Consider the following 13,522-nt stretch of genomic DNA (forward strand, 5'->3'; position numbering starts at 1 on the left):
TTCTACCTCAGTTTCAGGGTGGCAAGGCCGACCAGTACCAGAATCACGGTGATGATCCAGAAACGGACAATCACACGCGGCTCTGGCCAGCCCTTGAGTTCAAAGTGGTGGTGAATCGGCGCCATACGGAACACGCGGCGCCCGGTCAATTTGAAGGAGGCCACCTGGATGACCACCGACAGGGTTTCCATCACGAACACACCGCCCATGATGAACAACACGATTTCCTGGCGGACGATCACCGCGATGGTGCCCAAGGCTGCGCCCAGCGCCAGCGCGCCGACGTCGCCCATGAAGACTTGGGCGGGATAGGTGTTGAACCACAGGAAACCCAGGCCGGCACCGATCAGGGCGCCGCAGAACACGATCAACTCACCTGCGCCCGGCACATAAGGGATCAGCAGGTATTCAGCGAATTTTACGTTACCCGACAGGTAGCAGAAGATGCCGAGCGCGCCACCGACCATCACGGTCGGCATGATCGCCAGGCCGTCGAGGCCATCAGTCAGGTTCACCGCGTTGCTGGAGCCGACGATCACGAAGTAGGTCAGCACCACAAAGCCAACGCCCAGTGGAATGCTGGCGTCCTTGAGCATCGGAATGATCAAGGTGGTTTCGACGGCGCTTGGCGCGGTCATGTACAGGAAGATCGCAGCGCCAAGGCCAAACACCGACTGCCAGAAGTACTTCCAGCGGCTGGGCAAACCCTTGGAGTTTTTCTCGATCACTTTGCGGTAGTCATCGACCCAGCCGATCGCGCCGAACAACAGGGTCACCAGCAACACCGTCCACACGTAGCGGTTATGCAGGTCGGCCCACAGCAAGGTGCTGATACCGATGGAAGACAGGATCAGCGCACCGCCCATGGTCGGGGTGCCGGATTTGGACAGGTGCGACTGCGGGCCGTCATTACGAACCGATTGACCAATTTGCAGGTTCTGCAGGGTGCGGATCATCCACGGCCCCAGGAACAGCGACAAAGACAGCGCAGTCAGCACACCCAGGATCCCGCGCAGGGTCAGGTACTGAAAGACCGCGAAGCCTTTGTGGAACTGTTGCAGATACTCAGCCAGCAGCAGCAGCATTAATGTTTCTCCGTACTTGAGCCACACAAGGCCGCGACGACGTTTTCCATCACCGCGCTGCGCGATCCCTTGATCAAAATGGTTGTGTGTTTGTCGTGTTCAGCCGCCACCAGCGCCTGGATCAGCTCGGCCTGGGTAGCGAAATGCCGCGCACCGAGGCCGAAGGCGTCAACGGCGTGGGCCATGTTCGGGCCAACGGCGTAAAGCGCGTCGACTTTACCGCTCGCGTAGGCGCCGACTTCACGGTGGGACTGCTCGGCCCAGTCGCCCAATTCGGCGATATCGCCCAGCACCAGCACCTTGCGCCCGGCGAAGCTTTTAAGCAGGTCAATAGCGGCGCAGACGGAGGACTGGTTGGCGTTGTAGGTGTCATCAATCACACGCATGCCATTGGTCGCCAGTTGTGCCACGGTGCGGCCTTTGACCGGCTGCACCGCGCCCAGGCCGGTGGCGATACCGAACAGCGATACGCCCAGGGCGGAGGCGGCAGCGGCGGCGGCCAAGGCATTGGCGACGTTATGGTTGCCCAGCAGGTTCAGTTGCACGTGCTCGCTGCCTTGCGGTGTGTGCAAGGTGAAGGACGGGCAACCACGGGCGTCGACGGTGATGTCGGCTGCGTGGAAATCAGCCGCCGCGTTGAGCACGGCAAACGTCAGCACCTTGCGACCGGCGGCGCGCACACGCCAGGTCTCGAAGGCCTTGTCGTCAAGGTTCAATACTGCGGTGCCCGAGGCATCGAGGCCTTCGAGGATTTCGCCCTTGGCTTCGACGATTTTTTCCGGGCCACCGAACTCGCCCACGTGGGCGGTGCCGGCATTGTTGATAATTGCCACGTGAGGCTTGGTCAGCGCCACGGTGTAAGCAATTTCGCCGACGCGCGAAGCGCCCAGCTCGATTACCGCCGCCGTGTGTTCCGGGGCCAGTTCGAGCAGGGTCAATGGAGCGCCGAAATCATTGTTCAGGTTGCCACGGGTGGCGAGCACCGGCCCGCGTGTGCGCAGCACGCCGGCAAGCAGTTCCTTGACCGTGGTTTTGCCGCTGGAGCCAGTGATGGCGGCAACGGGCTTATCAAATACGGCGCGGTTCAGCGCGCCCAACAGCCCGAGGGCCAGGCGGGTATCGGCGACCAGCAATTGCGGCAGCGTCGAGTCCGTGACTTCACGCTGCACCAAGGCACCCACGGCACCTTTGGCGGCTACTTCGTTCAGGTAGTCGTGCCCATCGAAACGCGGGCCGGCCAGTGCAATAAACAGCTGCCCCGGCTTGATGTTGCGACTGTCGATACTGACGCCGTCGAAGCTGCAATCGCTCGACACTACGCGGGCCGACAAGGCCTGGGTCAGTTCGCTGAACTTCATCGCTTTAAGCATGGGCGACCTCCCAGGCAGTCAGGGCGTGATCAGCCTCGACCAGATCGGAGAAGGCATGGCGTTCGCCGTTGATTTCCTGGTAGTCCTCGTGACCTTTACCAGCCAGTACCACCACGTCCTCAGCACTGGCGCTGGCGATCAGCTGGGCAATGGCGGCACCGCGACCGGCAACGAAGGTGGCCTTGGTGGCGTCTTTAAAGCCGACACGGATGTCGTCGAAAATCTGGTTCGGGTCTTCGCTGCGTGGGTTGTCGTCGGTCACGAGCACGCCATCGGCCAGGCGCTCGACGATTTCAGCCATCAGCGGGCGCTTGCCGCGATCACGGTCACCGCCGCAGCCGAACAGGCAGAGCAATTTGCCCTTGGCGTGTGGGCGCAGGGCTTCGAGGACTTTTTCCAGCGCGTCCGGGGTGTGGGCGTAATCGACCACCACCAGTGGCTGAGAGCCGCCACCCAAACGCTGCATACGGCCGGCCGGGCCTTCGAGCTTGGGCAGCACGCGCAGGATTTCGTCCAGGGCGTAATCCAGGCCAAGCAATGCGCCAACAGCCGCGAGCACGTTGCTCAGGTTGAAACGCCCGAGCAAGGTGCTGCGCAAGTGGTGTTCGCCCTGGGGCGTGACCAGCGTGGCGAGCACGCCTTCGTCATTAAATTGGGCTTCACGGCAATACAGATACGCGCTGGAGTCTTCCAGGCTGTAGGTGATCAGGCGTGCTTCGCTGTCTTCGGCAGCCAGTTGGCGGCCGAATGCGTCATCCAGGTTTACCACCCGGCACTTCAGGTCATTCCAGGCGAACAGCTTGGCCTTGGCGGCGGCGTACGCCTCCATGGTGCCGTGGTAGTCGAGGTGGTCGCGAGACAGGTTGGTCATCACCGCCACGTCAAACGCCAAGGCAGTCACACGGCCCTGGTCCAGACCGTGGGATGACACTTCCATGGCAACCGCCTTGGCACCGGCCTTTTTCAGGTCGGCCAGGGTCGCTTGCACGGCGATCGGGTTCGGCGTGGTGTGCAGACCGCTTTGCAGCGCACCGTAAAAACCCGTGCCCAGGGTGCCGACGATGCCGCAATGCTGGCCCAGCAGGTCGAGTGCCTGCGCAACCAATTGGGTCACGCTGGTCTTGCCGTTGGTGCCAGTCACACCGATCAGGTTCAACTGACGGCTCGGGTCACCATAAAAACGCCCGGCGATGTCCGACAGTTGCGCGGCCAGGCCCTTGACCGGAATCAAGGGCACGTCGGTGATCGGCAGCACGGTGGCGCCTTCCACTTCATAAGCCACGGCGGCCGCGCCTCGTTGCAGGGCATCGGCGATATGTGCACGGCCATCGAGCTTGCCGCCGGGCACCGCCAGGAACAGATCACCGGCGCGTACATTACGGCTGTCCAGGCTCAATTCACGAATCAGCAGATCGCGTCCGGCGTGGGCAAAAATCTTGTTCAGGCTAAGAGACATCAGCCGCGCCCTCCATTGGCTTTGACAGCTGCGGCCGGTGGTCCTGCGTTCGCTTGTTGAGTCGGCGGCAGGTTGTCCGGCGTAATATTCATCAGGCGCAGGGTGCCGGACATCACTTTGCTGAATACCGGAGCCGACACCAGGCCACCGAAGTAGCCGGCCTTGCTCGGTTCATCAATCACTACGACGATGGCGTAGCGCGGATCGCTCATCGGACCGAAGCCGGCGAACAGCGAGCGGTAAGAGTTTTCGGCGTAGCCCTTGGTGCCGACCGAGGTTTTACGTGCAGTACCAGACTTGCCGGCCACGTGATAAGCCGGCACCTGTGCCCGGAACACACCGCGCGGGGCTTCGATCACTTGTTGCAGCATGCCTTGTATGGTCTTGGCGACTTTTTCCGGGATTACCTGGGTGGCTTTCGGCGCTTCGTCGACGTGAATCAAGCTCAGTGGAACCATACGGCCATTATTGGCCAATACAGAGAACGCATGGGCCAGCTGGATCGCGGTTACCGACAGGCCGTAGCCGTAGGAGAGCGTGGCAGTCTCGGCTTTTTTCCAGTCGCGGTAGTTCGGCAGGTTGCCCACGCGCTCGCCTGGGAAATCCAGGCCGGTGGGTTGGCCCAAGCCGATTTTTTGCGCCAGGTGATAGATGGTTTCGCCGCCGATATCGAAGGCGACCTTACTCATGCCGACGTTACTGGAGTTGATCAGGATACCTGTCAAATCCAACACTGGCCCTTCGCTGCGGGACACGTCACGAATGGTGTATTTGCCCAACTGCAAGGTGCCTGGGTAAACCTCGACCTTGTCGCTCGGCTTCCAGCGCCCGGTTTCCAGGGCGGCACTCATGGAAATGGCTTTCATGGTCGAACCCGGCTCGAACACGTCGATCATGGCGCGGTTACGCATCATCGCCGGTTGCAGGTTTCGACGGTTGTTCGGGTTGTAGGTCGGCTGGTTGACCATGGCGAGGATCTCGCCGGTCTTGACGTCCATGATCACCAGGCTACCGGCCTTGGCGCCGTTCTCGATGATCGCGTTACGCAGCTCGCGGTTGGCCAGGTACTGCAGACGCAGGTCAATCGACAACGCCAAGGGCTTACCGGCCTTGGCGTTTTTGGTCACCTGGACATCTTTAATCAGTCTGCCGCGTCGATCCTTGATGACCTGCCGTTTGCCGGGCACGCCGGCCAGCCATTCGTCGTAGGCCAGCTCCACACCTTCACGGCCGTGGTCATCAATGTCGGTAAAGCCAACCATATGCGCGGTGGTTTCACCCGCCGGGTAGAAACGACGAAACTCCTCGATGCCATAGACACCGGGGACTTTAAGGTCGAGCACTTGCTGGCCCTGCTCAGGCGTCAGCCCACGCACCAGATAGATGAATTCCTTGTTGGCCTGGGCTTCCAGACGCTCGCTCAAGGCTTTAGGGTCCTGGCCCAGCGCGGCAGCCAGCTCAGGCCATTTGTCCTTGGCGGTTTGCAGTTCCTTGGCATTGGCCCACAGGGTGGTCACCGGCGTACTCACGGCCAGAGGCTCGCCATTACGGTCGGTGATCAGGCCGCGGTGCGCAGGAATCGGGATATGCCGCAGGCTACGGGCATTACCCTCGCCGATCAGGAAGTCGCGGTCGATCACTTGCAGGTCGATAATCCGCCATGCAATCGCGCCGGCCATCAAAGCCAAGATGCCGAGCATCAGGCGAAAGCGCCACGGGTAAAGTGCACCTTCAAGTTTCATCATGGCGCCACCATCCGCACTTCGGCCGCACCAGGAATGTGCATTTTCAGCTGTTCGGTGGCCAGCACTTCAATACGGCTATGGGCCGTCCAGGTGCTTTGTTCAAGGATCAACCGGCCCCATTCCGCCTGCGCTTTGTCACGCACGCTCAATTCCCCGTACAGGGTGTTAAGCAATTGACGGTTGTAGTGGGCGCTGTAAGACACCGCAATTGCGGACACCAGCACGCCGACAAACAACAGCAACATAAAGAAGCTGCCGCCCGGGAGGGGCTTGGCGAAAAGCTTGCTCACCGCAGCTTCTCCGCGACGCGCATAACGGCGCTACGGGAACGTGGGTTGGCCTTGAGTTCGGCTTCGGAGGCGAACTGCGCTTTGCCATGGATTTTGATTTTCGGCACAAAGGCTTCGAAACGCACCGGCAGGTTGCGCGGCAGGTTATCGGACTCGCCCTTGACCAGACGACGCATGAACAGTTTGACGATGCGGTCTTCCAGGGAGTGGAAGCTGATCACCACCAGGCGACCACCCACTTCCAAGGCATCCAGTGCGGCTTCGAGGCCGGCTTCCAGATCGCCCAGTTCGTTATTGACGTGAATGCGCAGCCCCTGGAACGCACGGGTTGCCGGGTTCTTGCCCTTTTCCCACGCAGGGTTTGCGACCTTGAGCACTTCAGCCAGGTCGGCGGTGCGCTCGAACGGCTGGATTTCACGGCGCTCAACCACGGCACGGGCCATGCGGCCGGCGAAGCGTTCTTCACCGTATTCCTTGAACACGCGAGTAATTTCTTCATGGGGCGCAGTGGCGATGAACTGCGCAGCGCTGATGCCACGAGTCGGGTCCATGCGCATGTCGAGCGGGCCGTCGTTCATGAAACTGAAGCCGCGCTCGGGGTCGTCAAGCTGTGGGGAGGATACGCCCAAGTCGAGCAAAACCCCGGCCACCTTACCTGCCATACCGCGCTCGGCGACTTCGGCACCCAGCTCGGCAAAGCTGCGCTGCACAACGACAAAGCGGCCGTCTTCGGCCGCTAGCGCTTGCCCGGTGGCAATCGCTTGAGGGTCTTTGTCGAACCCGAGGAGTTTACCGTCGGAGCCGAGCTGGCTGAGTATCAACCGGCTGTGCCCGCCCCTGCCGAAGGTGCCATCCACATAGCAGCCATCCGCGCGTACGGCGAGAGCCTCAACGGCTTCGTCAAGCAGTACGGTGATGTGGTTAAAGCCGCTATCAATAGTCACAGGATCAAATCACGCAGTTCATCAGGCATAGCGCCCGGTTGTTGAATAGCAGCCAGGTCTGCTGCAGAAACAGCATCCCAGGCATCTTCGTCCCACAATTGGAACTTGTTCAGCTGGCCCACCAGCATTGCGCGCTTATCCAGCTTGGCGTACTCGCGCAAGCGCGGCGGCACCAGGAAACGACCACTGCCATCGAGTTCAAGGTCGACGGCATTACCGATCAGCAGACGCTGCAGGCGGCGGTTTTCTTCACGCAATGAAGGCAGAGCGCGCAACTTGGTTTCGATCAACTCCCACTCATCGAGGGGGTAAACACACAAACAAGGGTCAACGGCGTCAATCGTGATGATTAACTGGCCTGAACTTCGCGAAATGAGCTCGTCACGATACCGGCTCGGCATGGCGAGACGGCCTTTTGCATCGAGACTGATAGCGTTAGCTCCGCGAAACACAGATGCGTTTCTCCAAATTTTAGCGTTTTACGTTCAAAAAACCCACTTTGTGCCACTTTCCGCCACTTGCGCACACTATAGGAATGCGCCCACCACACCGTCAAGGCGCGGATTCAAGGAAAAGCCTTACAGAACGGAGATTTAGGAACGTAAAAGGAGGAGAAACGCGAGTTTGGCGATGTTTTTGACTCAGCAACCGCAAATAGCTCATGGAGCTACGGCTTAAAGTTAAAGTAATTTATTAAGAGTAAGATTTTTTTGGTATTACGAAGATGCATCTGCCAATGATTTGGCAGGGAGGGATTCTTGCGTTACTACCGGTTTTCTGCCCGAGATTCGGGCAGAAGGAAAAAAGGTGGAGAGTCGATCTGTAAGCCGGGTTCTGTCTTGAACAGTCATTCGTCTACGATGGCCATCACTGGACATCTTTAGCAACCTACCCGGTCCCAGCGCGGGCCACGCCTTGGGACCCTATTTGGTCTTGCTCCAAGTGGGGTTTACCTAGCCACGAACTGTTGCCAGTCGTGCGGTGCGCTCTTACCGCACCTTTTCACCCTTACCGGCACCGAAGTGCTTAGGCGGTTATTTTCTGTGGCACTTTCCGTAGGCTCACGCCTCCCAGGCATTACCTGGCACTTCGCCCTATGGAGCCCGGACTTTCCTCCCCCCCCTAATTTTCATAGAGGGCAGCGACTGTCCAATCGACTCTCCGCCGCGCAGGTTAACGGCACGACGGCTTGAGGACAAGTATTAAAAGTGCAGCAATGCCATCACGTTCGGACGGGATACCGGCGTAACCCCGGAACTATTCGGCTTTCTGCTTATCCAGCGCGACTTGATACAGCACGTTCTTACGCAAGCCGGTAATCTCAGCCGCCAGGGCTGCCGCACGCTTCAGGGGCATTTCCTTAAGCAGCAGATCCAGGATGCGCATAGCCTCGCTGCCCACCGCGTCTTCATTTTCCGGTGCGGTCCAGCCGGCCACCAGCACCACGCACTCACCGCGCTGCTGGTTGCTGTCGCCCTCAACGAACGCACGCAGCTCTTCCAACGGCAAGCCTTTGAGGGTCTCGAAGGTCTTGGTCAGCTCCCGAGCCAACAGCGCCAGGCGTTCGCCGCCGAACACCAGCTCCATGTCCTGCAAGCACTCGAGAATGCGGTGCGGCGCCTCGTAAAAGATCAACGTACGCGGCTCTTCCTTTAACGCTTGCAGTCGCACACGGCGCCCAACCGCCTTGGCGGGCAGGAAACCTTCGAAGATAAAACGGTCCGACGGCAACCCGGCGGCCGATAATGCCGCAATCAGCGCGCACGCTCCCGGAACTGGCACTACATTGATACCAGCGGCACGCGCCTGGCGAACCAGATGATAGCCAGGGTCGGAAATCAACGGAGTGCCGGCATCCGAGATCAACGCCACATCGTCACCCGCCAGCAAGCGCGTGATAAAACGGCTGCCTTCTTCGCGCTCGTTATGCTCATGGCACGCGGCTAATGGCGTGCTGATGCCAAAATGCTGCATCAAACGCTGGGAGTGCCGCGTGTCTTCCGCCGCGATCAATTTTACGTCACGCAACACTTTCAGCGCCCGAGCACTGATGTCGTCCAGGTTGCCAATGGGCGTCGCCACGACAAAAAGCGAGCCTGCAGTGGAATTCAAAGGACCTGGAGCAGTCAAAACGCACACCTCGATGGTAAGGAAAAGTCGCATTGTAGCGCGTAGGCGCCCCGATAATATGCCCTCGAGGTCGGCCATCGATGCCGGCTCGCAACATTTACACGACCTAAATCGATGGTTTCACGCCAGTAACATCGCGCCTGGGCCAGTGCTTGGGTACAATTCCACGCTAATTTGATCGGTATCAGGAACACTTACATGATCGCTTGCCTGCGGCTGCTCTCCGCCCTCTGCCTCGCTGCCTTACTGGCCGCGTGCGCCAGCTCGCCCTCGTCCAGCCTTGGCGACCTCCCCCGGACCCCGGATGCCAGTATCGAGCAACTGCTCGAACAGGCCACAAAGGCCAGTACGCCAGAAAAGGCCGCGATGCTGCGCCTGAGTGCGGCAGACCTGGCCTACCACCAGAACAACCCTGGCCGCTCGTCGCAGATTCTTGCGCAGGTGCCCCTGGATGTCCTGAAGCCGGCCGCACAAGTCTTTGCCAGCACCCTGGCCGCGGAACTGGCCATGGCGCGCAACCAACCCAAAGCGGCTCTGGCCGCCCTGAACCACCCCAGCCTGCAAAGCCTGAAGGAGCTGCCGACTGACCAGCAGATCCGTACCGGCGCCGTGCATGCTCGCGCCTATGAAGCCGATGGCCAGACTATGGCTGCCGCGCGTGAGCGGGTGGCCATGGCCCCGTTGCTGACGGGTGATGCCGCCAAGAGCAACCACGAAGCCATCTGGGCGCTGGTCGCCGCGCTGCCTGCAGAGCAACTGCAAGCCAGCGGCAACCCGACCCTCGACGGCTGGATCACCCTGGCCCAGGCAATCAAAGGCGCCGGCACCCTGGAACAACAGCAAGCCGCCATTGATACCTGGCGCGCGCAGAACCCAGGCCACCCGGCGGCAGTCAACCTGCCGACCCCGCTGACCAAGCTCAAGGAGCTGGCCAGCCAGCCGCTGACCAAAATCGCGTTGCTGCTGCCGCAGGAAGGCCCTTTGGCGGCGGTCGGCAAGGCGCTGCGCGAAGGCTTCATGGCGGCGCACTTCCAGGCTGAACAAGCCGGGCAGAAGCCGCCGGTGATCGAGTTCTATGACAGCTCGCGCCTGACCTCCCTCGACGACTTCTACGCCAAGGCCCAGGCTGCCGGCGTGCAACTGGTAGTCGGCCCGCTGGAGAAACCACTGGTCAAGCAGCTCGCCTCCCGCGGGCAATTGCCGATCACCACCCTGGGCCTGAACTACAGCGAACTTAACGAAAACCCGCCGCAACTGTTCCAGTTCGGCCTGGCCGCTGAAGACGAAGCCCGCGAAGTCTCGCGTCGCGCCCGTGCCGACGGCCTGCACCGCGCCGCCGCCATGGTGCCGCGTGGCGAATGGGGTGAGCGCGTCTATAAAGCCTTCCGTCAGGACTGGGAAGCCAACGGCGGCACCGTGGTTGGCGTTGAGTACGTCGATCAGCCGGTGGCCCTCGCCCAGCAGATTGCTGACCTGTTCCAGCTGCGTAAAAGCGAAGGCCGCGCCAAGAGCCTGCAAAGCACCGTCGGCACCGACGTCGCCGCGCAACCTTCGCGCCGCCAGGACATCGAGTTCATCTTCCTGGCTGTGACGCCGCAACTGGCCCAGCAGATCAAACCGACACTTAACTTCCAGTACGCCGGTGATGTACCTGTGTATGCGACGTCCCACGTGTTCAGCGCCAGCGGCGACAAAAACCAGTACCTGGACATGACCAACGTGATGTTCTGCGAAACCCCGTGGCTGCTCAACACCACCGACCCGCTGCGCAACCAGGTTGCCGCGCAATGGCCACAGGCCAATGGCAGCCTTGGCCGCCTGTATGCGATGGGCGTGGACGCCTACCGCCTGGCACCGCGCCTGGGCCAACTCAAGGCATTGCCGGACACTCGCGTTGACGGCCTGTCGGGCAACCTGGGTATCGGCGCCTACCAGCGTGTTGACCGCCAGATGCCATGGGCGAAGTTCGTCGGCGGCGAGATTCAACGCCTGCCGGACACCCCGCGCTGATGCTCGAGCGGTCCAGCGCACAAAGCGGCAAGGACGCCGAACTGCAAGCTCTGAACTATCTGCAACAACAGGGTCTGCGCCTTCTGGCGCAGAACTGGTTATGTAAACGCGGTGAGCTTGATCTGGTCATGCTTGACGGCGATACAGTAGTATTCGTCGAAGTCCGCTACAGAAAACACGCACAATGGGGTGGCGCGCTCGCCAGTATCGATGGGCGCAAGCGTCAGAAGCTGATACTCGCCGCGCAGTTTTTCCTGCAAAAAGAGCATCGCTGGGCTGACAGCCCCTGCCGTTTCGATGTGGTTGCCATGGAAAGCACACCGGCAGGCCCAGCTGATTTGAACTGGCTCAAGAATGCCTTCGACAGCTGATTGCCCGGATATCTTCACCACACACTTTTGCTCTTTGCTTTGCGGGCTGCACATTTCTGTGCCAAACAGCCGCGCTACTTAAGGTCACACAGATGGACATGCAATCCCGAATTCGCCAGCTTTTCCAGGCCAGCATCGACACCAAGCAACAGGCGATGGACGTACTTGCACCGCACATCGAGCAAGCCAGTCAGGTCATGGTCAATGCCTTGCTCAACGAGGGCAAAATGCTTTCGTGCGGCAACGGCGGTTCGGCCGGTGATGCCCAGCACTTTTCCTCCGAGCTGCTCAACCGCTTCGAGCGCGAGCGCCCGAGCCTGCCGGCCATCGCGCTGACCACCGACTCGTCGACGATCACTTCGATCGCCAACGACTACAGCTACAACGAAATCTTCTCCAAGCAGATACGCGCCCTGGGCCAACCCGGCGATGTGTTGCTGGCTATTTCTACCAGCGGCAACTCGGCGAACATTATTCAAGCGATCCAGGCCGCACATGACCGCGAAATGATTGTCGTAGCCTTGACCGGGCGCGACGGCGGCGGCATGGCCTCACTGTTATTGCCTGAGGACGTGGAGATCCGTGTCCCGGCCAACGTCACTGCACGCATTCAAGAAGTCCACCTGCTGGCGATCCACTGCCTGTGCGATCTGATCGACAGCCAACTGTTCGGGAGTGAAGAATGACCGTTAACCGCCTCAGCCTTTTGGCCATTACGCTGTGCCTCGCCATCAGCGGGTGCAGCACGGCAATCACTGCGACACGCGACACACCCATTCAGGATGACCGGGGCACACGCACTTTTGGCAGCACCATCGACGATTCGCTGATCGAAACCAAGGTCAAGGTCAACGTCGCCAAGGCCGCTACCGACCTGGGCAACGGCGCCTCGCGCATTGTGGTCACCAGCTTCAACGGCGTGGTACTGCTGGCCGGGCAGACGCCGCGTGCCGACCTAAAGGCCCAGGCCGAACAAGCCGCCTCGACGGTCCAGCGGGTCAAGAAGGTCCACAACGAGCTGCAGGTCATGGACCCGATCACCCTGCTGGCCATCAGCAACGATGCGCTGCTGACCACCAAGATCAAGGCGCAGATGCTCACCGACAGCGGTGTACCTGGCTCGCGCATCAAGATCGTCACCGATAATGGCATCGTCTACATGATGGGCCTGCTGACCCAGGCAGAAGCCACCCGTGCCGCCAACCTGGTACAGGGCGTGTCCGGCGTGCAGAAGATCGTGAAAGTGTTCGAATACATCGACTGATGTAATCGCCAGCCACAAAAAAGGGCGCCGTGCATTGACTGCACGGCGCCCTTTTTATTGCCCAGGGTTTACTGGTATTGCTGGTACGGGTTGCCCTGGAACTGGTTGTTCTGCTGCGGCGCCTGTTGTTGCTGCTGTTGACCAGGCTGGCCGTATTGCTGGCCGGGGATCGGGCCGAGGTTAACTTCTACACGACGGTTCTGGGCACGGCCATTCACATCGGCGTTGCTGGCAATCGGGTTATCCGGGCCGGCACCGCGGGCGCTCAGGTTGGTCGGGCTGACGCCTTGAGAGGTCAGGTAGTTGGCCACGCTCTGGGCACGACGCTGGGACAGGTCCATGTTCAACTGGCGGCTGCCCGTGCTGTCGGTGTAGCCGACAATCTGGATGGTGTTCTGGTTGAACTGCTTGAGGGAGTTGGCCAGGTTGTTGAGCGGCTGGTAAAAACTGCTGGCGATGGCGTCGGAGTTGGTCGCGAAGGTAATGTTACCCGGCATGATCAACTTGATCTGGTCACCCTGGCGCTGCACTTCAACACCGGTGTTGGCCATGCTTTCGCGCAGTTTCTTTTCCTGCTGGTCGGCGTAGTAGCCATAACCGGCGGCGCCCAGGCCTGCAATAGCACCACCGATCAGTGCGCCCTTGCCACGGTTGTTATGGTCGATGGCAGCACCCGCCAGCGCACCGGCCAGAGCACCCAGGCCGCCGTATTTGGCGGTTTTGCTGATACCCCCTTCGGAACCGTTGCTGGCCTGTCCCTGGCTGCCGCCATAAGGATTAGGTGAAGCGCAGCCGGACAACAGGGCTACGGCGGTAGCGACAACAAGCAGACGACGCGGAGTGAACATGAAGGGAGC

The 13,522-nt window shown here is 60.5% G+C and carries 13 protein-coding genes and 1 other RNA gene; 4 read left to right on the top strand and 10 right to left on the bottom strand.

Annotated features, from left to right (window positions below):
* Nucleotides 1–2: 2 nt before the first annotated feature.
* The 9 genes from mraY to rsmI form a co-directional block, all read right to left on the bottom strand.
* Complete coding sequence (mraY, locus tag GIW28_RS22110; protein ID WP_017138188.1) at nucleotides 3–1,085, bottom strand: phospho-N-acetylmuramoyl-pentapeptide-transferase; 1,083 nt, start codon at nucleotides 1,083–1,085, stop codon at nucleotides 3–5.
* Nucleotides 1,085–2,455: a UDP-N-acetylmuramoyl-tripeptide--D-alanyl-D-alanine ligase gene (locus tag GIW28_RS22115; protein ID WP_236446083.1), complete on the bottom strand. Its 1,371-nt coding sequence runs from the start codon at nucleotides 2,453–2,455 to the stop codon at nucleotides 1,085–1,087. Before GIW28_RS22115 ends, mraY begins: the two co-directional genes overlap by 1 nt.
* Nucleotides 2,448–3,911 carry a UDP-N-acetylmuramoyl-L-alanyl-D-glutamate--2,6-diaminopimelate ligase gene (locus GIW28_RS22120; protein ID WP_017138190.1) on the bottom strand — a complete coding sequence of 488 codons (1,464 nt, stop codon included), beginning with the start codon at nucleotides 3,909–3,911 and terminating at the stop codon, nucleotides 2,448–2,450. Before GIW28_RS22120 ends, GIW28_RS22115 begins: the two co-directional genes overlap by 8 nt.
* Nucleotides 3,911–5,653, bottom strand: a complete 1,743-nt coding sequence (locus tag GIW28_RS22125) for a peptidoglycan D,D-transpeptidase FtsI family protein (protein WP_169986985.1) — start codon at nucleotides 5,651–5,653, stop codon at nucleotides 3,911–3,913. The genes GIW28_RS22120 and GIW28_RS22125 overlap by 1 nt, the downstream gene beginning before the upstream one ends.
* Nucleotides 5,653–5,946 (bottom strand): cell division protein FtsL, encoded by a 294-nt coding sequence (gene ftsL, locus GIW28_RS22130; protein ID WP_003216203.1) that lies wholly within the window; start codon nucleotides 5,944–5,946, stop codon nucleotides 5,653–5,655. The genes GIW28_RS22125 and ftsL overlap by 1 nt, the downstream gene beginning before the upstream one ends.
* The gene (rsmH, locus tag GIW28_RS22135; protein WP_017138192.1) at nucleotides 5,943–6,890 is read right to left on the bottom strand and encodes a 16S rRNA (cytosine(1402)-N(4))-methyltransferase RsmH; all 948 of its coding nucleotides are present in this window, start codon (nucleotides 6,888–6,890) and stop codon (nucleotides 5,943–5,945) included. The genes ftsL and rsmH overlap by 4 nt, the downstream gene beginning before the upstream one ends.
* On the bottom strand, nucleotides 6,887–7,342 hold the full coding sequence (mraZ, locus tag GIW28_RS22140) for a division/cell wall cluster transcriptional repressor MraZ (RefSeq protein ID WP_003171868.1): 456 nt from the start codon (nucleotides 7,340–7,342) through the stop codon (nucleotides 6,887–6,889). The genes rsmH and mraZ overlap by 4 nt, the downstream gene beginning before the upstream one ends.
* A gap of 355 nt (nucleotides 7,343–7,697) precedes the next feature.
* Nucleotides 7,698–8,051: RNase P RNA component class A (rnpB, locus tag GIW28_RS22145), an RNA gene on the bottom strand.
* Nucleotides 8,052–8,147: 96 nt separating this feature from the next.
* A complete protein-coding gene (rsmI, locus tag GIW28_RS22150) occupies nucleotides 8,148–9,053 on the bottom strand; it encodes a 16S rRNA (cytidine(1402)-2'-O)-methyltransferase (protein ID WP_236446084.1) in 906 nt (301 codons plus the stop codon).
* Between the two features lie 165 nt (nucleotides 9,054–9,218).
* Here rsmI and GIW28_RS22155 point away from each other — a divergent pair, with 165 nt between their 5' ends.
* From GIW28_RS22155 to GIW28_RS22170, 4 genes are all read left to right on the top strand, one after another.
* Nucleotides 9,219–11,030 (top strand): penicillin-binding protein activator, encoded by a 1,812-nt coding sequence (locus GIW28_RS22155; protein ID WP_236446085.1) that lies wholly within the window; start codon nucleotides 9,219–9,221, stop codon nucleotides 11,028–11,030.
* Nucleotides 11,030–11,401 (top strand): YraN family protein, encoded by a 372-nt coding sequence (locus GIW28_RS22160; RefSeq protein WP_017138195.1) that lies wholly within the window; start codon nucleotides 11,030–11,032, stop codon nucleotides 11,399–11,401. Before GIW28_RS22155 ends, GIW28_RS22160 begins: the two co-directional genes overlap by 1 nt.
* 92 nt (nucleotides 11,402–11,493) lie before the next feature.
* Nucleotides 11,494–12,087 (top strand): phosphoheptose isomerase, encoded by a 594-nt coding sequence (locus tag GIW28_RS22165; RefSeq protein ID WP_007904374.1) that lies wholly within the window; start codon nucleotides 11,494–11,496, stop codon nucleotides 12,085–12,087.
* Nucleotides 12,084–12,665, top strand: coding sequence for a BON domain-containing protein (locus GIW28_RS22170; RefSeq protein ID WP_017138196.1), 582 nt, complete (start codon nucleotides 12,084–12,086; stop codon nucleotides 12,663–12,665). Before GIW28_RS22165 ends, GIW28_RS22170 begins: the two co-directional genes overlap by 4 nt.
* 68 nt (nucleotides 12,666–12,733) lie before the next feature.
* On the opposite strand, the gene GIW28_RS22175 is transcribed toward GIW28_RS22170, so the two are convergent.
* Nucleotides 12,734–13,513, bottom strand: coding sequence for an OmpA family protein (locus GIW28_RS22175; protein ID WP_017138197.1), 780 nt, complete (start codon nucleotides 13,511–13,513; stop codon nucleotides 12,734–12,736).
* Nucleotides 13,514–13,522 lie beyond the last annotated feature (9 nt).

Source organism: Pseudomonas sp. PA-5-4B (assembly GCF_021606215.1).
GTDB classification, from domain to species: domain Bacteria; phylum Pseudomonadota; class Gammaproteobacteria; order Pseudomonadales; family Pseudomonadaceae; genus Aquipseudomonas; species Aquipseudomonas edaphica.